Source organism: Novosphingobium sp. (genome assembly GCF_036803765.1).
Classification (GTDB): Bacteria; Pseudomonadota; Alphaproteobacteria; order Sphingomonadales; family Sphingomonadaceae; genus Novosphingobium.
On sequence record NZ_DAIRTS010000017.1, the window covers coordinates 65,881 to 88,741 of the forward strand.

The following is a 22,861-nucleotide window of genomic DNA, read 5'->3' on the forward strand; positions in this document are numbered from 1 at the left end:
GGGGTCTTCATCATGTTCGCGCCGTTTCGCTCCGTCTCGACGCTTGCCCTGGCAGTAGCCGGGCTTTCCGCCATTCCGGCCGCCGCCCAGGCCGTGCCCGTCTCGGGCGTCGCTCTGCACGTCCCGGCGCTGCCCGTCGTCGATGCCGTCCGCCAGTTCGCCGCACAGGCCCATGTCCAGATCGTGGTCTCGGGCCACGTCGCGCAGGGCCGTCGCACCCGCGCTGTCGACGGCGTCATGGACGTGCAAGCAGCGCTGGCGCGGATGCTCGGAGAAACCGGCCTCGTCGCGCGCAGCACCGCGCCCGGCGTCTACGTGATCGTCTCGGATAAAGTGGCCCTTGCCGCCGACGCCGGCGCCGAAGCCGACGCGATGGCCCCGGGTGCCGGTGCCGGTGAGGGCGACGCCAGCGATGGCGGCTCGATCATCGTGACCGGCGTCCGCCTCGCGCAGGAGGAGGCCGCCGCCGAAAAGCAGGCCGCCCTCAACACCGTCGAGACCTTGCGCGCCAACGACGTGGGCAAGCTGCCCGACCAGAACGTGGCCGAGGCGATCAAGCGCCTGCCCGGCCTGTCAGTCGCCAACGACCAGGGCGAAGGCCGCTACGCGATCGTGCGCGGCATCGACCCCAGCCTGCTCAACGTGACGCTCAACGGCCAGACCCTGCCCGCGCCCGAACCGTCGGGCCGCCAGGTGAAGCTGGACGACCTGCCCTCGGCGATGATCCAGGCGGTCACCATCACCAAGTCGGTGCTGGCCAACCAGGATGCCAATGCGATCGCCGGCGAAGTCGCGATCCGCACCCGCACCGCGTTCGACAGCAAGGCGCCCTTCACGCTCGATGCCCGCGCCGCGGTCGGGCGTTATGACCTCAACAGGAAGAGCCCCTACGAACTCGACGGCACGATCGGCGGCCGTTTCGGCGCAGCCCAGCAGTTCGGCGCGGTGATCTCGGCCAACTATTCGCGCCGCCAGATCGAGAGCGAGAATTACCAGGGCTCGTCTGCGTGGTCCAAGGGACTGCCCGACGGCAACGGCCTGCGCGACTACAACCTGACGCGCACGCGGCTCGGCATCGTCGGCAATTTCGACTGGCACCCCTCAGAGGCGGCCAAGATCTACCTGCGCACCAGCTATTCCGAGTACAAGGACAACGAAACCCGCGACCAGAACCGGCTGGCGATCACCGACACGGCCAAGCTCGCCACCACCGCAACGGTGCTGGTGCGCCGCCGTACCGAAAACGACAACACCAAGTCGGTGACGCTCGGCGGCGAATTCTCCGACATCGCCGGGGGCAAGCTCGAGCTTTCGGGCGGCTGGACCCGCGCGGTCAAGGTCGATCCGCTGCGCAGCGAGTTCGCCTTCTCCACCGCCAAGGGCGGCGTGAGCGCCACGTACGACGCGAGCACGTATCCCTATAGCCTGACGCCCAAGACCCCGGTGTTCACGACGCCGTCGCTGCTGACCTTCAGCAAGGTCAACTTCGAGACGCGCGCCGCCGCGGAGGAAATCTGGCAGGGCCGGATCGACTACACGCATCCCATCGCGCTTGGTGACGGCAGCACGATCGCGTTCGGCGCCAAGGTGCTGACCCGCGACAAGACCGACGACCACGACCGCCTCAACTACAAGACCACGGGCAAGATCGGGGTCAGCGGGTGGAACCTGTCGACGGTCAGCTATGTCGGCGACACGCGCTTCATGGGCGGGCAGTTCCCCTTCGGCACGCGCATCGACTACAACGCCGCGCGCGCCTATTTCGACGCCAACCCCTCGGCCTCCTCGCTCGATACCGCGGGCACGCTGGCCGACAGCCTGTCGAGCGACTTCCGCGTGCGCGAAGACATCTACGCCGGCTATGCCATGGCGACGCTCAAGGCCGGCGCGCTGACGCTGGTACCGGGCCTGCGCGTCGAGCACACGCTCGACCGCGCCGATGCCAAGGTCGTCAACGGGGCATCCAAGCTCACCGACGGTTACAACAGCTTCGGCCGCAACAGCTATACCGACTACTTCCCTGGCCTGAACGCGCGCATCGACGCGGTGCGCAACCTCGTGCTGCGCGGCGCGGTGACCACCTCGATCGGGCGGCCCAACTATCCCAATCTCGCGCCCTATGTCATCGCCGACGTCAGCGGCACGACGCCGCAGGTCTCGATCGGCAATCCCGATCTGCAGCCCTATCGCGCGATCAATTACGACCTCGGCGCGGAATACTATCCGCTGCCCGGCGCGATCCTGTCGGCGGGATACTTCCACAAGGACATCCGCAATCCGATCTACACTTATGGCGCCAACCGGACCAACGTGACGCTGGGCGGGGTGACTTACGCAGCCGCGCTGGTGACGCAGCCGATCAACGTCAGCCGCGAGGCACTGTCGGGGGTCGAGTTCAACGTGCAGTTGCAGTTCACGATGCTGCCCGGCGCACTGGGCGGGTTCGGGATCTCGGCCAACTACACCCACGTCTGGGGTGAGGGCCAAGGTGGGCAGGTTCGCCCCGGCGCCATCCCGCTGGCCTATCAGTCCAAGAACCTCGGTAACGTGCAGCTGTTCTACGAAAAGTATGGCCTCTCGGCGCGCGTCGCGTTCAACTATCGCTCGTCCTATCTCGATACGCTGGGCGGCAGCGCGGGCGATGACCAGTATACCGATGGCAATGGCCAACTCGACGTCCACGCCGCCTACCAGATCCTGCCCCAGCTGACCGTCTTCGCCGACGGCACCAACCTGACCGACGCCCCGTGGCGGCGGTACCAGGGCACCACCAACCAGCTGATCGAGCGCGAGCACTATGGCGCGATGTTCCGCGGCGGCGTTCAGGTTCATTTCTGATGGCAGGTTCACTTCTGATGGCAGGTGCACGTCTAAGACCACGGGCCTTCCGGCTCACCATGCTCGCTGCCGCGCTGACGCTTCCCGGCGTCGCGGCGGCGGGGGCTACGACCGCGCGCTCCACCTTCCCCACCCCCCCTTCACTGGTGGTGGAGCGCGTGGTCGTGGTCATGCGGCACGGCGTCAGGCCACCGACCAAGGACCCCGCGATGCCGGCGGGAACGGCTGCGCAGCCTTGGCCGCGCTGGCCCGTGCCGCCGGGATGGCTCACGCCGCACGGCGCCCGCGCCGTCGCGCTGCTGGGCCAAGCCGACGCGCAGGCCCTGCGCGCGCAGCGCCTGCTTCCGGCGCGCGGCTGCCCCGCCGCCGGGACCGTGCGGGTGGTGGCGGACAGCGACCAGCGTACGATCGCCACGGCACAGGGCTGGACGCAAGCGCTGCTGCCAGGCTGCACCACCGTGATCGATCACGCCCCGCAGGACGTCGAGGACCCGCGCTTCAATGCGCTGTCGCACGGCCTTGCCCGCCTTGATCCGGCGGCGGCGGATGCCGGTATCCGCGAGGCCATCGGCCCCGACGGCCTCGGCGCGCTCGACGCCGCGATGCGGCCGATGGTCGCGCGGCTCGATGCAATTCTCTGCGGCAGCGCCACCAGGGGCTGCGGCGTCGGCGACCAGCCCTCGGCCATCGCGCCAGCGCGCCCCGGGCAGCGCCCGAAGCTGTCGGGCACGCTCGATCGCGCCTCGACGGCGGCGCATATCCTGCTGCTCGAATATGCCGATGGAAAGGCTCTGGCCGACGTGGGCTGGGGCCGCGCCACGGCGGCAGACGTCACGCGCCTGTCCACTTTTCATGCGCTGGAATTCGCGATCCTGGCCCGGCCGCGCGCGATCGCCGCGCCCAATTTCGCCGGGCTGGCGCCGATCGTGCGCAAAGGGCTGGCGGGGCCGGCGCGCGTGACGATGATCTCGGGTCACGACACCAATATCGCCAACCTTGCCGGGCTGATCGGCGCCCACTGGCGCATCCCCGGCTATGCCGCCGACGATCCGGCGCCCGGCGGCGCGCTGGTGATCGAGCAGGTGCGCGGCCACGACGGCGCGGCGCTGGTGCGGGTCCGTTATCGCGCGCAAAGCCTCGAGGGCACGCGGCGCCTGTCGCCGGCGGCGCCGGTCAGCCAGCCCATGGCCCTGCCGGGGTGCGCCCTGCCCGGCCAGCCAACGTTATGCCCGCTCGACCGCTTCGTCGCGCTGCTGGGTTGAACACGAAAAATGGCGGTCGGCGCAAGACCTGCGCTGGCCGCCATCTATTGCCGAACATGGCTTCAGTCGAAGTGGATACGGTTGGCCAGAATCACCGCCTGGGTGCGGCTGAACACGCCCAGTTTCTGCAGGATCGCGGACACGTGCGCCTTGACCGTGGTCAGCGAGACATCGAGATCGTGCGCGATCTGCTTGTTGAGCCGGCCGTGGACGAGATGATGCAGCACGACCTTCTGCTGCGGGGTGAGGCTGTCGATCCGCGCGCGGATCTGCACTTCCTCGGCCGTGCCCGGGGCTTCCTCCAGCCCGGTATCGGGGATGTAGATCTCGCCCGACATGACCTGGTGCAGCGCATCGACGATCGCGGCCCGCTTCAGGGACTTGGGCAGGAAGCCCGCAGCCCCGGCGGACAGCGCTTCCTGGACCAGCGCACGGTCGAAGCTGCCCGAGACCATCAGCACCGGGACCATCGGAAAGGCCTGGCGCAGCGTGGTCAGGCCGGACAGGCGCGTGGCGTCGGGCATGTTGAGGTCGAGCAGCACGAGATCGCATTCGCCCTGCGCGGCGAGGACCTGGCATGCTTCCTCGACGCCGGCGGCCTCGAGGATCTCGCAATCCTCGAACGTGATCGCCAGCAGGCTGCGCAGCCCGTCGCGAACGAGCGGATGATCGTCCACCACGAGGATGCGTTCGGGCGTGGCGAGAGCGGCGGCCATGCCTGCACTATCGACGCCGGTGCGCGAAACGCAAGAGGCCGCAGGCATTCGCGCGGCTGCGAGCCACTGGGCATTGCGCAGGACCGGTCCTTCCCCCGGCCCCGCGACAACGGCTCCCGGCACGAACGCCGGGAGCCGCAAGGGTGAAGGGGGAGCCAGGCTCCCCCGCGCTCCCCCCCGCATCATCATTTGGGCAGCTTGAACACCCAGAGCGCACCGCCCTGGCTGATTTCCTTGAAGGTCTTGGCGACCTCGCCACCCCACAGCGGCACGGCGCCGCCCCAGCCCGACATCACCGCGACGTACTGTTCGCCGTCCTGCTCCCAGGTGATCGGCGAGCCGACAACGCCCGAACCGGTGTTGAACTTCCACAGTTCCTGGCCGGTCTTGGCATCGAAGGCCTTGAGGTAGCCCTCGGGCGTGCCGGTGAACACGAGGTTGCCGGCGGTGGTCATCACGCCGCCCCACAGCGGAGCCTTGTTCTTGTATTCCCACACGATCTTGCCGGTCTTGGGATCCATCGCGCGCAGCGCGCCGATGTGGTCCTCGACGATCGGCTTGATCGTGAAGCTGGCGCCCAGGTAGGCCGCGCCCTTCTTGTAGGCGATCGGCGTGTTCCAGATGTCCATGCCCCAGTCGTTCGACGGGATGTAGAACAGCCCGGTCTGGTCCGAATAGGCCATCGGCATCCAGTTCTTGCCGCCGAGGAACGACGGGCTGGCGAACACGGTCTTGCCCTTGGCTTCCGACCCGGTGCCCTCGGGCGCGCCGGGGCGGTTGTCGTCGATGTAGTTGGGGCGGCCGGTCTTGGCGTTGAAGCCGTCTGCCCAGGTCGTCTGCATCACGAACTTGTTCGCGCTGACGAACTTGCCGTTGGTGCGGTCGAGCACGAAGAAGTAGCCGTTGCGGTCGGCCTTGGCGCCGAGCTTCATCGCCTTGCCGTTGATCGTGGCGTCGAACGGAATGAACTCGTTCACGCCGTCGAAGTCCCAGCCGTCGTGCGGGGTGGTCTGGTAATGCCAGACGATCTGGCCGTTGTCCGGATTGATGGCCAGCGTCGAGGCGGTGTAGAGGTTGTCGCCCTTGCGCAGGTTGCTGTTCCACGGCGCCGGGTTGCCGGTGCCGAAGTAGAGCAGGTTGGTATCCGGATCGTAGGTGCCGCCCAGCCAGGTGGCGCCGCCGCCGGTCTTCCACAGGTCGCCCGGCCAGGTCGCGTTGGTCTTGCCGGTCACGCCGTTGGGCTGGCCACGCAGGGTGCCCATGTGGCCTTCGATGACCGGGCGCGTCCAGATCAGGTCGCCGGTGTTGACATCGCGCGCCTCGACCGTGCCGACCACGCCGAATTCACCGCCCGACACACCGGTAATGACCATGCCCTTGACGATCAGCGGCGCTGCGGTCTGGCTGTAGCCGGCCTGGTAGTCGGCCACGGTCTTGTTCCACACCACCTTGCCGGTCTTGCGGTTGAGCGCGACGATGTGCGCGTCGAGCGTCGAGAAGATTACCTTGTCGCCGTAGATCGCGGCACCGCGGTTCACCACGTCGCAGCAGGGCATGATACCGTCGGGCAGGCGGGCGTTGTATTCCCAAACCTTCTCGCCGGTCCGCGCATCGAACGCGAAGAGGCGCGAGTACGAGCCGGTCACGTAGATCATGCCGTCGTAGACGATCGGCTGCGATTCCTGGCCGCGCTGCTTTTCCCCGCCGAGCGAGGCGGCATAGGCCGGAACCATCCGGGCCACGTTCGAGGTGTTGATCTTGTCGAGCGGGCTGAAGCGGTGCGCCTGCGGACCCATGCCGTACGTCAGCACGTCGTTGGTGGTCTTGGCGTCCGCCATGAGGTCGGCATCGCCCGGACCTGCTGCGGGGCCATCGGCCAGCGCCGGGGCGGCCATCGCCATCGCCAGCACACAGGCGGCCGTCGCCTTGAACATTCCCTTCATCATCACACCTCCGGTTGTCGTTCGACCTCTTGCGCGGGCCGGTCACGTTGGGGGCGATGGTGGTCTGTCGCGGCCGGTGCCCCCCTGCCTGCCCACCATGGAACCGAACCGAGACTATTCCATCGCCGCGTGCGGACAATTGGACCTTGGCACTAGGATTGCCGCCGGCGCGCTGCCGCGCTTCAGCCTGCGGCGAGCGGCGCCTGCCAGGTCACGCCGTAGCGGGTGCAGAGCGCGGCCATGCGGCCATCCTTCTGCATCGCGGTGACGATGGTATCGAGCGCATCGCCGAGCGTGCGGCTGGCTTCCTTGACCGCCATGCCGACATCCCAGCCCGGGCTGGTCATCATCGGCAGCGGCCCCTTGCGCCGGGCAAAGCCGGACGTCTGGTCCTTGAGCCCGTATTCGAGCTGCGCGGCGGTCGCCATGGCCGCGTCCGCATCGCCCTTGACCATGGCGGAGACCGCCGCAGCCCCATTGGGGAAGTGTACGACGTCCTTGGCCAGGGCGCCACCGAACTGCCCCATCAGGTAGTAGTCGGGGATCGTCGCCAGCTCGACCGCCAGCTTGTGCCCCTTGAAGGCGACAGGTGCCGCCTCGCATTCCAGCCCCTTGCCCGTCGCGCAGGCGAGGCCGAATTTCTCGCGCGCATAGGGCGCGACGATCGCCACCTGGTCGACCTGTGCTGCAAAGGCAGGATCGAACGGCACGTGCAGCATGACGTCAGCCGCCTGGAACCCCAGCAGCCCGCCGCGCCAGACCGCATTGCGCAAATCGTCCTCGACGCTCTCGTCGGCCGAGAAGATGGCGAGGTCCGCCTTGACGCCCAGCGCCTCGGCGAGGGCACGACCGAGATCGGCGTCGATGCCCCGGATCTGGCCGCCTTCGTCCCACGACCAGGGCGCGTTGTCCTGGTAGATCGCGACGCGCAGCACGCCGTTGGCCTTGACCTTGGCCAGCGGCGCGGCGTCGGCCAGCCGCGGCATCAGCGTCGCCGCCGCGGCGCCCACGGCACCGCCGAGCAGCGCACGACGGCTCAATCCCTGTCGCCCGCCCGGAATCTGGCGCCCCTGCGGCATCGCGCTTATTCCTCGTGCACGGTTTCAAGCCAGGAGCGGATCGCCCATCCGGCCTTCTGCCCCAGCACTTCGCCCATGGGCGGCATGTAGACCTTGCCGTCGCGGACCGAGCCATGCTGGTAGCGCTGCACGAACCACTCGTCGCCGCTGTCGCCCAGCTCGAGATAGCGCAGGTCGGGCGCGATGCCGCCCGAGATCGCCTCGATGCCGTGGCAGCGCGCGCAGTTCTGCGCATAGGCATGTTCACCGATCTTGATCGCCTCGGCGTTGCCGCGATAGGGATTGTGCTGCAGCCAGGTGTCGTTGTTGGGCTGGATATCGGGCAGCGCGCTCGTGTCGACCGCCTGCGGGGTCACGTCGCCATGCGCGAAGAGATGCGTGGCGCCGGTCAGCGCGAAGACGCCGGCCGCCGCGATGAGCGTCAATCGAGCCTTACGCTGCCGTCCGGGCTTTCGGCCAGTGATGGTCATCGTTGCAATCCCTTTCCCGAATCTTCAAACTTGTCCTTGCGTGGCAACGTGATGAACCATGCCGGCCAAGGCCGAAATTGACCATTGGTCGAATGCCCTGAAGGACGGTTGTGGCCTAGGTTGGGCGCCCGGGAAGAGGATTTGTCCATGCGTTTCATCGTGCGCACCGTGTTTGCCCCCTCGGCGGCGTTCCTGCTCGCCGCGCTGTGCCCGCTGGCATCCGCCGCGGCCGAGACCGTCTACGTCAGCAACGAGCGCGGCAACTCGGTCAGCGTGATCGACCCCGTCGCGGCCAAGACGATCGCCACCTGGCCGGTGGGCGAGCGGCCGCGCGGCATCGCGATCAGCAAGGATGGTCGTTTCCTGCTGGTCTGCGTCAGCAACGACAATGCGGTGAAGGTGATCGACCGACAGACCGGCAAGATCGTGCGCGAGATCGCCGCCGGGCAGGATCCCGAGCAATTCGTGCTGTCCACCGACGGCAAGACCGTCTTCGCCGCCAACGAGAACGACGCCGCGGTCAGCGCGATCGACCTGGCCAGCGGCCGCGTCGCGTTCCAGGTCGCGGTGGGCAAGGAACCCGAGGGCGTCGCGCAGAGCCCGGATGGCAAGTGGCTCGTCGTCACCTCCGAAGACGAAAGCGCGGTCTACTGGATCGACCTCGCCACGCAGCAGGTGGCCTCGGTCATGCCGACCGAAAAGCGCCCCCGCCACGTCGAGTTCACCGCCGATGGCAAGGCGCTGTGGATCGCGGCCGAGGTCGGCGGCGTGGTCCAGATCGCCGACCCGCAGACCCGCGCCATCACCGCGACCATCCCCTTCGCGATCGAGGGCGTTCAGCCCTACCGCGTCCTGCCCTGCGGCATTCGCTTCACCCCCGATGGCAAGACCGCCGTGGTCGCGCTGGGCCGCGCCGACCGCATCGCCCTGATCGACGTCGCCACGCGCACCGTGCGGCAGACCATTCCGGTGGGCAAGCGCGTGTGGCACCTCGCGCTCAGTGCCGACGGGACGCGCGCCTATACCGCGAACGGCCTGTCCGACGATGTCTCGGTAGTCGATCTTGCCGCCGGCAAGACGATCGCGACGATCCCTGCCGGAACCGCGCCATGGGGCGCCGTCGCTGCGCCGTGACAGGCGGATATCAAGGCCTGGTGTCGAAGCATTGCCGCGGTCATGGCCTGTTAAGGCGGCGCGGTGTTGATTGCCCGCGTGGCCAGCTGTTCGCGCGGCCGGCGTTGCGCGACACCCATGCTGCCCCGGACAAGGATGACCCACGGTGACCGACACTGCCTTCCCCCCTGACACGCTGTCGCGCCGCCGTATGCTGGGGTGGGTGGGCGCCGGCCTGGTCTTGCCCCTGGCCGGCGCCTGTCGCGCCAAGCCCGCGGTCGCCGCCAAGGTCTATCCGGTGCATCACACCGAGGCCGAGTGGCGCCGCCTGCTGACGCCCGAGCAGTTCTACATCCTGCGCCAGGAAGGCACCGAGCGGCCGTTCACTTCGCCGCTCAACAAGGAGCACCGCAAGGGCACCTTCGCCTGTGCCGCCGATCGCCAGCCGCTGTTTTCCTCGGCCACGAAGTTCGACAGCGGTACCGGCTGGCCCAGCTTCTGGCGGCCCCTGGCGGGTGCCGTGGCGACGACGCGCGACGGCAGCTTCGGCATGGTGCGCACCGAAGTGCACTGCACGCGCTGCGGCGGGCACCTTGGCCATGTCTTCGACGATGGTCCGCAGCCAACCGGCAAGCGCTATTGCATGAACGGCGATGCCATGGTGTTCCTCCCGGCCTGACAAGGCTTGCCTGTAAGACAGCGGACGCCGAACCGCTTTCGCAGGCGCAGCATTCGTGGCAAGGCGCGCGGCGTGATCCGCCGCCTCGCCATCATCCTGCTGATCCTCGCGCTGATCCCGACGATCTACGTGCGCCAGCCCTGGCCACCGGCCAGCCGCGATCACCGCGTGACCTATCACGATCTGCTGCCGCGCCTCGTCCGGCAGGGCATGCCTCGGCGCTTTAGCCAGCTGCAGCTGGTGGGCGCCTGGCAATTGACCAGCCGCAACCGCGACTTCGGCAATTTCTCCGGCCTGGCGGAGCGCGACTCGCGTGATCTCGTCGCGGTGAGCGATCGCAATGCGACGCTGGTGTTCACCCGCCCCGACAAACCCGCGCCGTGGCGAACCTGGCAGCGCGAGACGATCCACCCGCGCAAGCCGGCCCTCGCCAGCTTCATCGACAGCGACAGCGAATCGGTGTCGGTCGACCCGGCCGACGGCACCATGCTCGTCGGCTACGAAGGCAGCCCGCGCTTTCACCTGTTTAGCCCCGACCTGAAACACGACCGCAAGATCAAGGCGCCGGTGCTGATGGAATGGCCCAACAACCAGGGGCCGGAGGCGATGCGCCGCCTGGCCGACGGGCGCACCATCGCGATCGGTGAGGTCTATGCCCACTGGTACTCGCGCCGCCGCCACCCCGGCCTGATCTGGCCCGGCCTGCCGCGCGACAACGAGAGGCCGCAGCGTTTCGAGCTGGTCATGCCCGAGGGCTATCGCCCGGTCGAGCTGGCGCAGGCGCCCGATGGCCGGCTGCTCGTGCTCGGGCGCAAGTTCACGCTGGGCGGCTTTCGCACCGTCGTCACCACCCTGCCGACGGCCAGCGCGATTCGCGCCGGGGCGCGGGTGGAAGCGCAGCCGATCGCCTGGATCGCCGATTCGCGCATCCGCGACAACTACGAGGGCATGGTCGCCACGCGCGAGCCCGATGGCGGCACGGCGATCTGGCTGATCTCGGACAGCAACGAGATGGTCTGGCTCCAGCGCACGCTGCTGCTGAAACTGCGCTGGGAGGGGTAGTGCGGGTGCGCCGGGGCTTCGACAGGCTCAGCCCGAACGGTTGGCGGATACAGTTTACCTCGCGACCCTCGTTCGCCCTGAGCTTGTCGAAGGGCGCAAGCACTGCCCGCGCCAGCGCGGGGCTTCGACAAGCTCAGCCCGAACGGAATTGCGAGATTATCCTCCCCCCCATTCGCCCTAGCCTGTCGCAGGGCGCCAGCACTACGCTTGCCCCCCAAACGCGAAAAGGGCCGGGGAATGAACCCCGGCCCCTTCAGGCATCAACGCTGCGCAAGCCTTCAGGCGGCAGCGGCGACGGCCTTGACCAGCTCGCGCTTCACCTTGAGGGCGCGCGGGCTGAGCTTTTCGCTGTTCTGCTTGAGCAGCCAGTTGTCGAGGCCACCGTTGTGCTCCACCGAGCGCAGGCCGTGCGTCGAGACGCGGAACTTGAAGCTGCGGTCCAGCTTTTCCGACATCAGGGTGACGTTCTGCAGGTTGGGGAGGAACACGCGCTTGGTCTTGTTGTTGGCGTGGCTCACGTTGTGACCGACTTGGCGGCCCTTACCGGTCAGTTCGCAAATGCGCGACATGGCTAAAAACTCGCTTCGTGTTCTGGTGATCTGAATAAGAACCGGCGCCTTTATCGATCCGGACGGTGAAGTCAAGGATTCGCTGCAAGGCTTTTGAAAGGCGCCCCGGCGTTTCCCGTTGCTCTCCACCGTGCTAGGCGCCGAGGCACGATGACCCGCTGGCCCCTGCCCGAACCGATGAAGCTGGCGCTGACCCAGGCGCAGGCCGCCGCCGATGCGGGCGAAGTGCCGATCGGCGCGGTAATCGTCAAGGGCGGGCAGGTCATCGCCGCGGCCCACAATGCCCCGCGCGCGCAATGCGACCCCACCGCGCATGCCGAAGTGCTGGCGATTCGCGCCGCTGCGGCAAGGCTGGGGCAGGAGCGCCTGGAAGGCTGCGACCTGTGGGTCACGCTCGAGCCCTGCCCGATGTGCGCAGGCGCGATCATGCACGCGCGCATCGCCCGGGTTTACTACGCCGCACCCGATCCCAAGGGCGGCGCGGTCGAGCATGGGCCGCGCGTGTTCGAGCAGCCGACCTGCCTGCACCGGCCCGAGGTCTATGCCGGCATGGGCGAGGGCGAGGCAGCCGGCCTGCTGCGCGATTTCTTCCGCGCGCGGCGCTGATCCAGACCCAAGCGCCATTTGCGTCAACCGCCGCGCGCGGCTAAGGCCCGCCGACCATGACCGAACAGCGCGACTATCGACCCACCGTCTTCCTCCCGAAGACCGATTTCCCGATGAAGGCCGGCCTGCCGCAGAAGGAGCCGGGCATCCTGTCGCGCTGGCAGGACGAGGACCTCTACGGCCAGACCCGCGCCGCGCGCGCGGGCGCCGAGAAGTTCATTCTCCATGACGGCCCGCCTTACGCCAACGGCGACATGCACATCGGCCACGCGCTCAACCATATCCTCAAGGACATGGTGATCCGCACCCAGACGCTGCTGGGCAAGGACGCGCCCTACGTGCCCGGCTGGGACTGCCACGGCCTGCCGATCGAGTGGAAGGTCGAGGAAGAATATCGCAAGAAGAAGAAGAACAAGGACGAGGTTCCGCCCAAGGAATTCCGCGCCGAGTGCCGCGCCTATGCCCAGAAGTGGGTGGACGTGCAGCGCGAGCAGCTGAAGCGGCTCGGCATCGGTGCGGCATGGGACCGCCCCTACCTCACCATGGACTTCCAGGCCGAGGCGACGATCGTGGGCGAGCTGCTCAAGTTCGCCGAGAGCGGCCAGCTCTATCGCGGCGCCAAGCCGGTGATGTGGAGCCCGGTCGAGAAGACCGCGCTGGCCGAGGCCGAGGTGGAATACGAGGACATCGTCTCCACCCAGATCGACGTCGCCTTCGAGATCATCGATTCGCCGGTGGCCGAACTGGTCGGCGCTTATGCCGTGATCTGGACGACCACGCCGTGGACGATCCCGGTCAACCAGGCGCTCGCCTATGGGCCGGAGGTCGATTACGTCCTGGTGCAGCTGGGCGACAAGCGCATCCTGCTGGCCGAGGCGCTCGTGGCCGAAGCCGGCAAGCGCTACGGCGCTGAACTGGCGCCGGCTGGCTGGACCGGCAAGGGCGCTGACCTTGCCGGCACCATGGCGCGCCACCCGATGCATGCGCTCGGTGGCTTCTTCGCGGCGCCCCGTCCGCTGCTCGCCGGCGATTTCGTCACCACCGACAGCGGCACCGGCCTCGTCCACATGGCACCCGACCATGGCGAGGACGACTTCGCGCTGTGCAAGGCGCACGGGATCGAGCCCAAGTTCGCGGTCCAGGCCGATGGCAAGTATCGCGAGGACTGGGGCTGGCTCGGCGGCCAGGGCAGCGTCATCAACCCCAAGTTCAACGCCCCCGACGGCCCGATCTGCACGGCGCTGGCCGAGGCCGGCGCGCTGCTGGCGGCGAGTGCGGACTACAAGCACTCCTATCCGCACTCGTGGCGCTCCAAGGCGAAGGTGATCTATCGCTGCACGCCGCAGTGGTTCGTGCCGATGGACCAGGCCCGCGAGGGGGGAACCTTGCGTGAAAAGGCGCTGAAGGCGATCGCCGACACGCGCTTCGTCCCCGAAAAGGGCCGCAACCGCATCGGCGCCATGGTCGAGGGGCGCCCCGACTGGGTGCTCTCGCGCCAGCGCGCCTGGGGCGTGCCGATCACGCTGTTCGTCGATCGCAAGACCGGCCAGTACCTGGCGGATCCCGCGGTCAACGCGCGCATCATCGCCGGCGTCATGGCCGAGGGCGTCGACGCCTGGGACGACGAGCGCGCGCAGGACTATCTTGGACCTGATTACAACGCCGACGACTATGAGCGCGTCACCGACATTCTCGACGTCTGGTTCGACTCGGGCTCGACGCATGCCTTCGTGCTCGAATCCGGCCGCTGGCCCGAACTGAGCTGGCCGGCCAACCTCTACCTCGAGGGCAGCGACCAGCATCGCGGCTGGTTCCAGTCCTCGCTGCTCGAAAGCTGCGCCACGCGCGGCCGCGCGCCTTACGACGCGATCCTCACCCACGGCTTCACCATGGACGCCAAGGGCATGAAGATGTCGAAGTCGCTCGGCAATACGGTGAACCCGCTCGACCTGATGCGCGACTATGGCGCGGATATCCTGCGCCTGTGGGCACTGTCGGTCGACTTCACCGAGGACCACCGCATCGGCAAGGAGATCCTGGGCGGCGTGGCGGACCAGTACCGCAAGCTGCGCAACACCTTCCGCTACCTGCTGGGCGCGCTGGTCGATTTCGACGAGGCCGAACGCGTCGCGCCTGCCGACATGCCCGAACTCGAGCAGTACATGCTCGCGCGGCTCGGCACGCTCGATGCCACGCTGGCCAAGGCCGTCGCGGACTTCGACTTCAACACCTACACCCGCGCGCTGACCGAGTTCTGCAACGAGGACCTCTCGGCGTTCTTCTTCGATATCCGCAAGGACTCGCTCTATTGCGATGCGCCGACGGACCCGAAGCGCCGCGCCTATCGCACCGTGCTCGACACGCTGTTCCATGCACTGGTGCGCTATGCCGCGCCGGTCATGGTCTTCACCGCCGAGGAAGTGTGGCAGAGCCGCTATCCCGGCGCCTCGGTCCACCTGCTCGAATGGCCGCAGGTGCCCGCGGTGTCGGTCGACGTGGCCCGCTGGGACGCGCTGCGCGCCCTTCGCACCGCCGTCAACGAGGCGATCGAGCCGCTGCGCCGCGAGAAGGTGCTCGGCTCCGGGCTCGAGGCGAACGTCACCGTGCCCGCCGATGCGCCCGAGGCCGAACATGGCCTTGAGGGGCTGGCCGAACTGTTCATCACCGGGACAGTCGCGCGCGGGCAGGAGCTGGCCGTGACCCGGACCGAAGACCACAAGTGCGGCCGCTGCTGGCGCCACCTGCCCGACGTTGCCGAGGACGGCGCGCTGTGCGGGCGCTGCGAGACTGTCGTCGCCGCGCACGACGCGCAGGCCGGAGGTGCGGCGTGAGCCTGCTGACGCGCAATCGCACCGCAGGCTTCGCCATCGCGCTTGCGACCTTCGCGCTCGATCGCGGGATCAAGGCCTGGGTGGCCGGCCCCCTCGGCCTGCCCGATCTCGGCTCGATCTATATCACCAGCTTCTTCAACTTGCGTTGGACGCAGAACCTCGGCGTCTCGCTGGGGCTGTTCAGCGCCAGCTCGAGCGAAGGGCGCCTCGCGCTGCTGCTGATGACCGGGCTGATCGGCCTTGGCGTGTTCGTGTGGATGCTGCGCGAAAAGGCGATGGGCGAACTGACCGCGCTGGCGCTGGTGCTCGGCGGCGCGCTGGGCAACATCTACGACCGGTTCATGCGCGGCTACGTCATCGACTATGCCGACCTGCATTTCGGCGAATGGCGCCCCTTCCTGATTTTCAACCTCGCCGATGTCGCGATCTCTTTGGGCGTGCTGATCCTGCTTGCCCGCTCGCTGTTTTCGCGCGAAAAGCCCGCCTCGGGCATGCAAAGCCCTTCGGAGACTGTTTGATGCGCAAAGCCGCCGCCCTCGCCCTTCTCGTTTCGGCCGGGAGCCTTGTGTCCGCGTGCAGTTCCAACAGCTCGCTGTTCAACCGCGTGCGTCCTGACGAGTTCGCCGTCAGCCGCCAGGCACCGCTGGTCGTGCCGCCCGATTTCGCGCTGACCCCACCGAACCCCGGCGCCCCGCGTCCGCAGGACGTCGACAGCTCGAAGCAGGCGCTCGACGCCCTGTTCGGTGGCCCCGCCCCGCGCAGCGCGATCGAGACCGACGCGCTTGGCAAGGCCGGTGCCTCGGCCGCCGGCATCCGCAGCACCGTCGGCGATCCCGACACCCGCACCGTCGCCAAGGGTGCGCAGGTCAAGGACATCATCGCCGCCCCGCAGGGTGACGGTGCCGAAGCCCGGGCCTCGATCCCGGGCTGATCGCCCGCACGATTGCCGGACACGAAAAACCCCGCCTCGGCATCGAGGCGGGGTTTTTCGTGAATGCGGGCCGAGGTCAGCCGGCCCGAATCTTACTTCTTCTTTTCGGGCGCCACCGAGATGCGCACCGTCTCGCCGTTGTGACCAGGGAAGTCGGTGAACATCGCCTCGACCAGGTTGGGCACGAGGTAGGGCAGGCGGTTCGAGGTCGAAGCCGCCTCGGCCTTGCCTTCGAACAGGCGCTTGCCATCGGCACGGCGATCGATCTGCACGCTGATGCCGCTGGTGTAGACGGTCGTCACGTCGACGCCATTGTAGCCGGCACCCCAGAACGGATCGTACCAGCCATAGCCCCAGCCGCGGCCACCCCAGAAACCGGGGCCATAACGGCGGCCATAGAAGCCCGGGCCATACCACGGACCCCAGAACGGATCGGCAAACCCGGTCGAGCGGACATGCTCGCGGCCGCGGTCGACGCCGTAGCCGAACTTGACCACCAGGTCCGAGGTCTGCGGATTGCCGGGCACATAGCCGACGCGCGCCATCTGCGCCGCGACGAGGCTGGCGTACTGCGAGAATTCCAGCCCGCCGTTGTCACGCGGGTCTTCGGCCACGACGGCGAAGGTCTGGCCCGCCGGGGCCGGCAGTTCGGCCTGGAAGCGCGAAACCTTGGCGTTGAAGTTGGTCGCACAGCCCGAGAGGGCCAGGACAAGGGGAGCAGCCAGCAGCGCGAGGCGCCCAGCCCGATGCATTTTGGTCATTTGTTTTCGACTCCTCGTGCGCGCCGGCGTCCCCCGCCTCCGGCACTGGTCGTGGTGTTAGCACGACGAAACGGTACCTGCGAGGGGCTGAACGGTGTTTGAATGACAACGCACGAGGTGCTGAAACGGTTCGTGAAAACCGCACTGTGCAAGGGTGCACCAAGGGACCGTCACACAGAGGGCCGGGGACAGCGCGCGGCCGCCCCCGGCGCTGTTCAGCGCACGAGGCCGAGCGCCTCGTAAGCCTTGGTCAGCGTCGGCGTGGCGAGCGCGCGGGCCTTTTCCGCCCCATGGCGCAGGATGGCATCGAGCGCTTGCCTGTCGGCGCGCAGCTCGCGATAGCGGGCGGCCATCGGCGCCAGCTTGTCGACCAGCAATTCGCCCAGCGCCGGCTTGAACGTGCCGAAGCCCACCCCGCCGAATTGAGCTAGGACCGATGCCACGTCGGTGCCGGCCATCGCGGCATAGATCCCGACGAGGTTGCGTGCCTCGGGCCGGCCTTCAAGCCCTTCGGCCTCGCTCGGCAGCGGCTCGGGATCGGTCTTGGCCTTCTTGATCTTCTGCATGATCGTGTCGGCATCATCGACCAGATTGATGCGGCTCATCTCCGAGGGGTCGGACTTGCTCATCTTCGCGCTGCCGTCGCGCAGGCTCATGATGCGCGCCGCCTCGGGCGGGATGATCGGGTCGGGCTGGGTGAAGACAGGCGCGTCCTCGCTGGCGAAGTCGTTGTTGAACTTCTGCGCGATGTCGCGCGCCAGTTCGAGGTGCTGCTTCTGGTCCTCGCCCACGGGGACGTGCGTGGCCTGGTACAGCAGCACGTCGGCGGCCTGCAACACGGGATAAGTGAACAGTGCGACCGAGGCGCCTTCGCGGTTCTTGCCTGCCTTGTCCTTCCACTGCGTCATGCGGTTGAGCCAGCCCATCCGCGCGGTGCCGTTGAGCAGCCACTGCAGCTCGGCGTGGGCAGGCACCTGCGCCTGGTTGAACAGGATCGAGCGGTCGGGGTCGATTCCGCAGCTGACCAGCGCGGCGACCATGTCGCGGGTGTTGGCGCCCAGCTGCGCCGGCTCGTGCGGCATCGAGATGGCGTGGAGGTCGGCCAGGAAATAGAGGCAGGTCGCGCCCTTGGCGGTCCATTCGTCCTGCATCGCCACCCAGTTGCGGATCGCCCCCAGGTAGTTGCCGAGGTGGAGATTGCCGGTGGGCTGGATGCCGGAGACGATGCGCATGGAACGAGTGCCTTACGAGGTGGTGGTGGGCGCCGCGCGGCGGCGGCGGGTGAGCAGCGCGATGTCCTCGCGCGTGAACGCCCCCATGACGAGGGTGGCGAGCCCATAGACGACCACGCCCGCAGTGACCAGCACCGCCAGCGCGCCGATGCGCAAGGCCCAGCTGCCGTGGACATAGGGCATCAGCAGCCCCTGCCCCGCCCAGAGCACGCCGCCCATCGCCAGCGCGGCCAGCGCGAGGCGCGGCGCGCGGCGGCGCAGGCGGGCATCGGGGGTGAAGTGTCCGCGCCGGCGCAGCGTGCGATAGAGCATCGCGACGTTGACGGTCGAGGCGATCGCGGTGGCGAGCGGCGGCCCCATGTGCTGCAGCGGCACGATCAGGATGAGGTTGCCGACGAGGTTCACCGCCATCGACACCATAGCATAGCGCACCGGCGTCTTGGTATCATGGCGCGCGTAGTAGCCCGGCGTCAGCACCTTGACGAGGATGTAGCTGGGCAGGCCGATCGAAAACGCGGCCAGCGCCTGCGCGGTGAAATGCGTATCGGCCGGGGTATAGCGCCCATAGCCGAACAGCGCGGCGGCGATCGGCTCGCCGCACAGCACCAGCGCCATCGTGGCCGGCAGCGTCAGCAGCAACGCCAGCTCCATGCCGCGGTTCTGCGTCTCCTCGGCAGCGGCGGTCTCGCCGGCGCCGAGCTGGCGCGAGATCGTCGGCAGCAGCACCGTGCCGAGGCCGATGCCGATCAGCCCCAGCGGCAACTGGTTGAGCCGGTCGGCCATGTAGATGTACGTCACCGAGCCGTGCGCCAGCAGCTTGGCGGCCAGCGCGGTCGAGATCACGAGGTTGATCTGCACCGCCCCGGCGCCCGCAGCCGCCGGCCAGATCAGCGCGAGCAGCGCCTTCACGTCGGGGTTGAGGCGCGGGCGGCGCAAGCGCAGGCGCACGCCGTTCTGGCGGCAGGCCCAGGCCAGCCATATCAGCTGCAGCGCACCCGAGACCGACACCGCGATCGCCTGGTTGCGCGCGGTGACCAGCGGATCGGCGCTGTGGAAGCCGAGCAGCGCGACGATCAGCGTCAGGTTGAGCAGGATCGGCGCGGCAGCGTTGACCCAGAACTTGTGCAGCGAGTTGAGGATGCCGCCGAACAGCGAAACCAGGCTGATCAGCATGAGATAGGGGATGGTGAAGCGCGACAGCGTCACCGCGAAGGCGAACTGCGTGGGCGAAATGCCGTTGAAGCCGCCCGAGAGCAGCAGCGTGACCGGCCAGGCCAGCACTTCGAGGATGACCGTCAACACGATCAGCGCGGGCAGCAGCACCGCCAGCGCCTCTTCGGCAAAGCGCAAGCCGTCCGGCAGCCCGCGCCCTTCCGGGTCGCCGACCTTCTTGTTGAACATGGGGATGAACGCCGAGGCGAAGGCCCCTTCGGCGAACAGCGCGCGGAACATGTTGGGCAGCCGGAACGCGATCAGAAACGCGTCGGAGGCAAAGCCTGCGCCGACATAGCGGGCGAACAGGCTGTCGCGCACGAGGCCGAGCACGCGGCTGGCCAGCGTGAGCCCGCCGATGGTGCCGGTCGCCTTGAGGAGGTTCATCGTGGAAAGTCCCTGGGGCGGCCGGCGGCCATCAGTGGGTCAGGTATGTAGCAGGTCCAGTATCTCAGGCGTGGCCGGCCGGCTCGGCCGTGGCCATCTCGTTCGCCTGGGCCAGCTGGCTGAGGTAGAGGCCGTTGAAGTCGATGGGATCGAGCAGCAGCGGCGGATAACCCGCATCGCGCACGGCATCGGCGATGATGCGGCGGGCGAACGGGAACACCAGGCGCGGGCCTTCGGCGAACAGGAACGGGTGCGCCTGTTCCTCGGTCACGTTGCGCATGCCGATGAGCGCGCCATAGACCAGCTCGACGATGAAGGCGGTGCCCTGCGCGCCCTTGGACGTCACGTTGATCTTGAGTTCGATCTCGTGGACGTCGGGGGCCAGGTTGCGCGCGGCGATATTGAAATCGACGTGCATTTCCGGCTGCTCGGCCCACTGGTAGCTTTCGGGCGCATTCGGGTTCTCGACCGAAAGGTCCTTCACGTACTGCGAGATCAGGCCGATCGCGGGCGAGGTGTCTTCGCCATTGGCCGCGTGGTCTGCGGGCACGCTGTCGGCGCCGTCGAGGGTGAGGTTGCTGATGATGTTGCCTTCGTCGGCCATGGTCGCAAGCTTTCGATCTGTGGGTCGCCAATTGGACGTGCGCGGCGACTAGCATCGCGCGCCGCACGCGGCAATGGTTGCAGGCCGCGGACCGTCACCGCTTTTGCGACTCGTGGCAGACCATCGGCTATGCGCCGACAACAGGCCTCGTGCGTGCTGCCCGAAAGAGCGGGAGGGCATGCTCATGGAGGGATAGACGACGGGAAAGACGCGTAATTCCGGCAAAAACCGCCGATCGCGGGATTCCGGCAGGATACCGTCCACACGTTGTTCATTTGTAATTCGTACCTATTTGAGGCACGATTAACCGGTTTCCCGCCATGCAGAGACGTTCCCTGCACGGTCGGGCTTGCCACTGCGGGACATGTGCGTGTGATTGTTGAGATCGTCATCCTGGCCATGATCGCGGCCTTTCTGGGCCTGAGGCTCTATTCGGTGCTGGGTCGCCGGCCGGAGCAGAACGAGGAACCGGTACGCCGCCGGATCGAGCAGCCGGACCCGCAGGGTGCGCGCACGCCACTCGCGCCGCGCCTGCCCGAGGGATCGGTGCCGGCCGCCGGCCGCGCCGTGCCCGCCCTGCCCGAGACGCGGGACTTCGACCCCGGCGCCGAGGGCGGCATCCGCGCAATCATCGCCGCCGACCGCCGCTTCGACGTCGGCCAGTTCATGAACGGTGCGCGCAATGCCTACGGCATGGTGCTCGAGGCCTTCTGGCGCGGGGATCGCCGCGAACTCGAACAGCTTTGCGACCGCGACGTCTATGCCGGCTTTGCCGGAGCGCTCGATGCGCGCGACGCCTCGGGCGACACGCTCGACGCGCGCCTCATCCGCATCGAGGAAGCGCGTATCGTCTCGGCCGAACTGCTGGGCTCGACCGCGCGCATCACCGTGCGCTTCGTGGCCGATATCGCCATGGTCACGCGCAACAGCGACGGGCTGGTCGTTGCCGGCTCGCTCAATGATGCGATCGAGAGCCGCGACCTGTGGACCTTCTCGCGCAACCTCACCTCGAGCGATCCGGACTGGCTGCTCGACGAGACCGATGAAGCCTGACGGCTGCGCGCGCTGATTGCCGGGGGTGATCCCGTGACCCTGGTTGATCGGCGCGACGCCGACCATGCAACCGCCGAAATCGTGAGGGCCGATGCTTCTGCACCGGCCCTTCGTGTCGTGGCGGCTGCCGCCCTCGCGCTTTCCATGCTGCTCAGCGGCTGCGTGCCCAGCGTTTCGCCACCGCCCGGCGGGACGCGACCGCCCGCCAATACGGCCGCCGACGCCGTTTCGGCCGGCCTTGCACGCGGCCCAGCGATCGCCGCGCTTCAGCCGGGCAATGCCGCCGGCGCACTCGATGCCTTCGTCCTGTCGTGCCCCGGGCTGCAACGGCGCACCGACGCCAGCGGCCTGACCCGAGCCGGCGACTGGGCACCGGCCTGCGCCGCCGCGCGCACCTGGCCACGCGCGCAGGCCGCCGCCTTTTTCGCCGCCTGGTTCGAGACCGCCCGCGTCGGTGACGGCAGCAGCTTCGTCACCGGATACTACGAACCCGAGATCGCCGGCGTCCGCACCCGCCAACCGGGCTTCGACATTCCGGTCTACGGCATACCCGCCGACCTCGTGCGGGCCCGCCGCGGCGACGCCGCGCCCCTGCCCGATGGGCGCCAGCCGCTGGGCCGCTACGACGAGACCGGGCGCTTCACCGCCTATTTCGACCGCGGGCAGATCGAGGACGGCGCGCTGGCCAATCGCGGGCTGGAGATCGCCTGGGTCGCCGATGCGGCCGAACTGTTCTTCCTCCAGGTGCAAGGCTCGGGCCGGCTGCGCGCGCCCGATGGCAGCGTGATGCGGCTGGGCTATGGGGCGGTCAACGGGTGGGATTACACCGGCATCGGCACCGTCATGGCGCAGCAGGGCCTGATCGGCACCGGGCCGGGCCAATATCCCGGCTCGATGCAGGGCATCCTGCGCTACATTCACGAGCACCCGGTCGAGGGTGACGCGCTGATGCGCCAGAACCGCAGCTATGTCTTCTTCCGCGAGAATCCCGCCCCCAGCGCAGTCGGCGCCATGGGCGTGGCGGTAAGCCCGCGCACGACGCTCGCTGCCGATCCCGCGTTCGTGCCGCTTGGCGCGCCGGTCTGGCTGCAAACCGACCGTCCCAATGTCGGCGGGCTGTGGGTGGCACAGGACACCGGCGGCGCGATCAAGGGGCCGAACCGCTTCGACAGTTTCTGGGGCGCCGGCGCCGAGGCCCGGCAGGTCGCCGGTGGCATGAGCGCGCGCGGCCAGGCGCTGGTGCTGCTGCCCAAGGGCACGCTCGACCGGCTGGGGCGCTGACGATGCGGCGCAGCCCGCTCGGCCTCACGGCCGAGGAACTCGCGCTGTGGCGCAAGGTGGCCGAGACGGTCACACCCCTGCACCGGCCGCGCCCCGCCCCGGTCGAGGCGGCCTCGCCATCCGCGACAGCCCCCCTTGCAGCGGCAATGCCCGAGCCGCCGCTGCGCAAGGTGAAGGGCCGCGTTCCCCCGCCCCGGCCCTGGCTCGTATACCCATCTCCGAGCCCACGAGA

Annotated in this window: 20 protein-coding genes; 11 read left to right on the forward strand and 9 right to left on the reverse strand. The window is 68.3% G+C overall.

All coding sequences use genetic code 11. From position 1 onward, the window contains the following. The first annotated feature begins 12 nt into the window (after positions 1-12). Positions 13-2,838 (forward strand): TonB-dependent receptor, encoded by a 2,826-nt coding sequence (locus V7Q48_RS12385; protein ID WP_333838488.1) that lies wholly within the window; start codon positions 13-15, stop codon positions 2,836-2,838. After that, a complete protein-coding gene (locus tag V7Q48_RS12390) occupies positions 2,838-4,100 on the forward strand; it encodes a histidine-type phosphatase (protein WP_333838489.1) in 1,263 nt (420 codons plus the stop codon). Before V7Q48_RS12385 ends, V7Q48_RS12390 begins: the two co-directional genes overlap by 1 nt. A 62-nt stretch (positions 4,101-4,162) precedes the next feature. On the opposite strand, the gene V7Q48_RS12395 is transcribed toward V7Q48_RS12390, so the two are convergent. The 4 genes from V7Q48_RS12395 to pedF all read right to left on the reverse strand — a co-directional run bounded on the left by V7Q48_RS12395 (position 4,163) and on the right by pedF (position 8,308). Further along, the gene (locus V7Q48_RS12395; RefSeq protein ID WP_333838491.1) at positions 4,163-4,816 is read right to left on the reverse strand and encodes a response regulator transcription factor; all 654 of its coding nucleotides are present in this window, start codon (positions 4,814-4,816) and stop codon (positions 4,163-4,165) included. Positions 4,817-5,001: 185 nt separating this feature from the next. After that, complete coding sequence (locus V7Q48_RS12400) at positions 5,002-6,762, reverse strand: methanol/ethanol family PQQ-dependent dehydrogenase (RefSeq protein WP_442947131.1); 1,761 nt, start codon at positions 6,760-6,762, stop codon at positions 5,002-5,004. Positions 6,763-6,941: 179 nt separating this feature from the next. Further along, the gene (locus V7Q48_RS12405) at positions 6,942-7,838 is read right to left on the reverse strand and encodes a substrate-binding periplasmic protein (RefSeq protein WP_333838493.1); all 897 of its coding nucleotides are present in this window, start codon (positions 7,836-7,838) and stop codon (positions 6,942-6,944) included. 5 nt (positions 7,839-7,843) lie between these two features. Next, entirely contained in the window at positions 7,844-8,308 is a 465-nt protein-coding gene (gene pedF / locus V7Q48_RS12410) for a cytochrome c-550 PedF (protein ID WP_333838495.1), read from the reverse strand. Between the two features lie 147 nt (positions 8,309-8,455). Here pedF and V7Q48_RS12415 point away from each other — a divergent pair, with 147 nt between their 5' ends. From V7Q48_RS12415 to V7Q48_RS12425, 3 genes are all read left to right on the forward strand, one after another. Then, positions 8,456-9,442, forward strand: coding sequence for a PQQ-dependent catabolism-associated beta-propeller protein (locus V7Q48_RS12415; protein WP_333838497.1), 987 nt, complete (start codon positions 8,456-8,458; stop codon positions 9,440-9,442). A 190-nt stretch (positions 9,443-9,632) separates the two neighbouring features. After that, positions 9,633-10,100 (forward strand): peptide-methionine (R)-S-oxide reductase MsrB, encoded by a 468-nt coding sequence (gene msrB / locus V7Q48_RS12420; protein ID WP_333838519.1) that lies wholly within the window; start codon positions 9,633-9,635, stop codon positions 10,098-10,100. Positions 10,101-10,172: 72 nt separating this feature from the next. Then, positions 10,173-11,162, forward strand: coding sequence for an esterase-like activity of phytase family protein (locus tag V7Q48_RS12425; protein ID WP_333838498.1), 990 nt, complete (start codon positions 10,173-10,175; stop codon positions 11,160-11,162). Between the two features lie 278 nt (positions 11,163-11,440). Here the strand turns inward: V7Q48_RS12425 and rpmB are convergent, their stop codons facing one another. Then, positions 11,441-11,731 (reverse strand): 50S ribosomal protein L28, encoded by a 291-nt coding sequence (rpmB, locus tag V7Q48_RS12430; RefSeq protein WP_333838499.1) that lies wholly within the window; start codon positions 11,729-11,731, stop codon positions 11,441-11,443. Positions 11,732-11,881: 150 nt separating this feature from the next. Here rpmB and V7Q48_RS12435 point away from each other — a divergent pair, with 150 nt between their 5' ends. Genes V7Q48_RS12435 through V7Q48_RS12450 form a run of 4 tightly spaced genes read left to right on the forward strand, consistent with a single transcriptional unit; the run spans position 11,882 to position 16,099 of the window. Further along, a complete protein-coding gene (locus V7Q48_RS12435; protein ID WP_333838500.1) occupies positions 11,882-12,337 on the forward strand; it encodes a nucleoside deaminase in 456 nt (151 codons plus the stop codon). Positions 12,338-12,393: 56 nt separating this feature from the next. Continuing rightward, positions 12,394-15,168 carry an isoleucine--tRNA ligase gene (gene ileS / locus V7Q48_RS12440; RefSeq protein ID WP_333838501.1) on the forward strand — a complete coding sequence of 925 codons (2,775 nt, stop codon included), beginning with the start codon at positions 12,394-12,396 and terminating at the stop codon, positions 15,166-15,168. Between the two features lie 2 nt (positions 15,169-15,170). Beyond that, positions 15,171-15,686: a signal peptidase II gene (gene lspA, locus V7Q48_RS12445; protein ID WP_442947134.1), complete on the forward strand. Its 516-nt coding sequence runs from the start codon at positions 15,171-15,173 to the stop codon at positions 15,684-15,686. Beyond that, positions 15,686-16,099, forward strand: coding sequence for a DUF3035 domain-containing protein (locus tag V7Q48_RS12450; RefSeq protein WP_333838503.1), 414 nt, complete (start codon positions 15,686-15,688; stop codon positions 16,097-16,099). The genes lspA and V7Q48_RS12450 overlap by 1 nt, the downstream gene beginning before the upstream one ends. Positions 16,100-16,191: 92 nt before the next feature. On the opposite strand, the gene V7Q48_RS12455 is transcribed toward V7Q48_RS12450, so the two are convergent. The 4 genes from V7Q48_RS12455 to secB all read right to left on the reverse strand — a co-directional run bounded on the left by V7Q48_RS12455 (position 16,192) and on the right by secB (position 20,295). After that, entirely contained in the window at positions 16,192-16,860 is a 669-nt protein-coding gene (locus tag V7Q48_RS12455) for a DUF4136 domain-containing protein (RefSeq protein ID WP_333838504.1), read from the reverse strand. Positions 16,861-17,075: 215 nt separating this feature from the next. Next, the gene (trpS, locus tag V7Q48_RS12460; protein ID WP_333838505.1) at positions 17,076-18,092 is read right to left on the reverse strand and encodes a tryptophan--tRNA ligase; all 1,017 of its coding nucleotides are present in this window, start codon (positions 18,090-18,092) and stop codon (positions 17,076-17,078) included. A gap of 12 nt (positions 18,093-18,104) precedes the next feature. Continuing rightward, complete coding sequence (gene murJ, locus V7Q48_RS12465; RefSeq protein WP_333838506.1) at positions 18,105-19,691, reverse strand: murein biosynthesis integral membrane protein MurJ; 1,587 nt, start codon at positions 19,689-19,691, stop codon at positions 18,105-18,107. A gap of 64 nt (positions 19,692-19,755) precedes the next feature. Then, positions 19,756-20,295 carry a protein-export chaperone SecB gene (gene secB, locus V7Q48_RS12470; protein WP_333838508.1) on the reverse strand — a complete coding sequence of 180 codons (540 nt, stop codon included), beginning with the start codon at positions 20,293-20,295 and terminating at the stop codon, positions 19,756-19,758. A 372-nt stretch (positions 20,296-20,667) separates the two neighbouring features. Here secB and V7Q48_RS12475 point away from each other — a divergent pair, with 372 nt between their 5' ends. Both V7Q48_RS12475 and mltA read left to right on the forward strand, forming a co-directional pair. Further along, positions 20,668-21,348 carry a Tim44/TimA family putative adaptor protein gene (locus tag V7Q48_RS12475; RefSeq protein ID WP_333838520.1) on the forward strand — a complete coding sequence of 227 codons (681 nt, stop codon included), beginning with the start codon at positions 20,668-20,670 and terminating at the stop codon, positions 21,346-21,348. 144 nt (positions 21,349-21,492) lie between these two features. Continuing rightward, complete coding sequence (mltA, locus tag V7Q48_RS12480; RefSeq protein WP_442947135.1) at positions 21,493-22,629, forward strand: murein transglycosylase A; 1,137 nt, start codon at positions 21,493-21,495, stop codon at positions 22,627-22,629. Positions 22,630-22,861 lie beyond the last annotated feature (232 nt).

What these genes read in the sequence shown, in the direction of transcription:
- V7Q48_RS12450 (WP_333838503.1), top strand. Translation starts at nt 15,686, where the DNA reads ATGCGCAAAGCCGCCGCCCTCGCCCTTCTCGTTTCGGCCGGGAGCCTT.
- V7Q48_RS12400 (WP_442947131.1), bottom strand. Translation starts at nt 6,762, where the DNA reads ATGATGAAGGGAATGTTCAAGGCGACGGCCGCCTGTGTGCTGGCGATG.
- mltA (WP_442947135.1), top strand. Translation starts at nt 21,493, where the DNA reads ATGCTGCTCAGCGGCTGCGTGCCCAGCGTTTCGCCACCGCCCGGCGGG.
- V7Q48_RS12415 (WP_333838497.1), top strand. Translation starts at nt 8,456, where the DNA reads ATGCGTTTCATCGTGCGCACCGTGTTTGCCCCCTCGGCGGCGTTCCTG.
- msrB (WP_333838519.1), top strand. Translation starts at nt 9,633, where the DNA reads ATGCTGGGGTGGGTGGGCGCCGGCCTGGTCTTGCCCCTGGCCGGCGCC.
- murJ (WP_333838506.1), bottom strand. Translation starts at nt 19,691, where the DNA reads ATGAACCTCCTCAAGGCGACCGGCACCATCGGCGGGCTCACGCTGGCC.
- V7Q48_RS12405 (WP_333838493.1), bottom strand. Translation starts at nt 7,838, where the DNA reads ATGCCGCAGGGGCGCCAGATTCCGGGCGGGCGACAGGGATTGAGCCGT.
- ileS (WP_333838501.1), top strand. Translation starts at nt 12,394, where the DNA reads ATGACCGAACAGCGCGACTATCGACCCACCGTCTTCCTCCCGAAGACC.
- pedF (WP_333838495.1), bottom strand. Translation starts at nt 8,308, where the DNA reads ATGACCATCACTGGCCGAAAGCCCGGACGGCAGCGTAAGGCTCGATTG.
- V7Q48_RS12385 (WP_333838488.1), top strand. Translation starts at nt 13, where the DNA reads ATGTTCGCGCCGTTTCGCTCCGTCTCGACGCTTGCCCTGGCAGTAGCC.
- V7Q48_RS12395 (WP_333838491.1), bottom strand. Translation starts at nt 4,816, where the DNA reads ATGGCCGCCGCTCTCGCCACGCCCGAACGCATCCTCGTGGTGGACGAT.
- V7Q48_RS12455 (WP_333838504.1), bottom strand. Translation starts at nt 16,860, where the DNA reads ATGACCAAAATGCATCGGGCTGGGCGCCTCGCGCTGCTGGCTGCTCCC.
- trpS (WP_333838505.1), bottom strand. Translation starts at nt 18,092, where the DNA reads ATGCGCATCGTCTCCGGCATCCAGCCCACCGGCAATCTCCACCTCGGC.
- secB (WP_333838508.1), bottom strand. Translation starts at nt 20,295, where the DNA reads ATGGCCGACGAAGGCAACATCATCAGCAACCTCACCCTCGACGGCGCC.
- V7Q48_RS12390 (WP_333838489.1), top strand. Translation starts at nt 2,838, where the DNA reads ATGGCAGGTTCACTTCTGATGGCAGGTGCACGTCTAAGACCACGGGCC.
- V7Q48_RS12435 (WP_333838500.1), top strand. Translation starts at nt 11,882, where the DNA reads ATGACCCGCTGGCCCCTGCCCGAACCGATGAAGCTGGCGCTGACCCAG.
- rpmB (WP_333838499.1), bottom strand. Translation starts at nt 11,731, where the DNA reads ATGTCGCGCATTTGCGAACTGACCGGTAAGGGCCGCCAAGTCGGTCAC.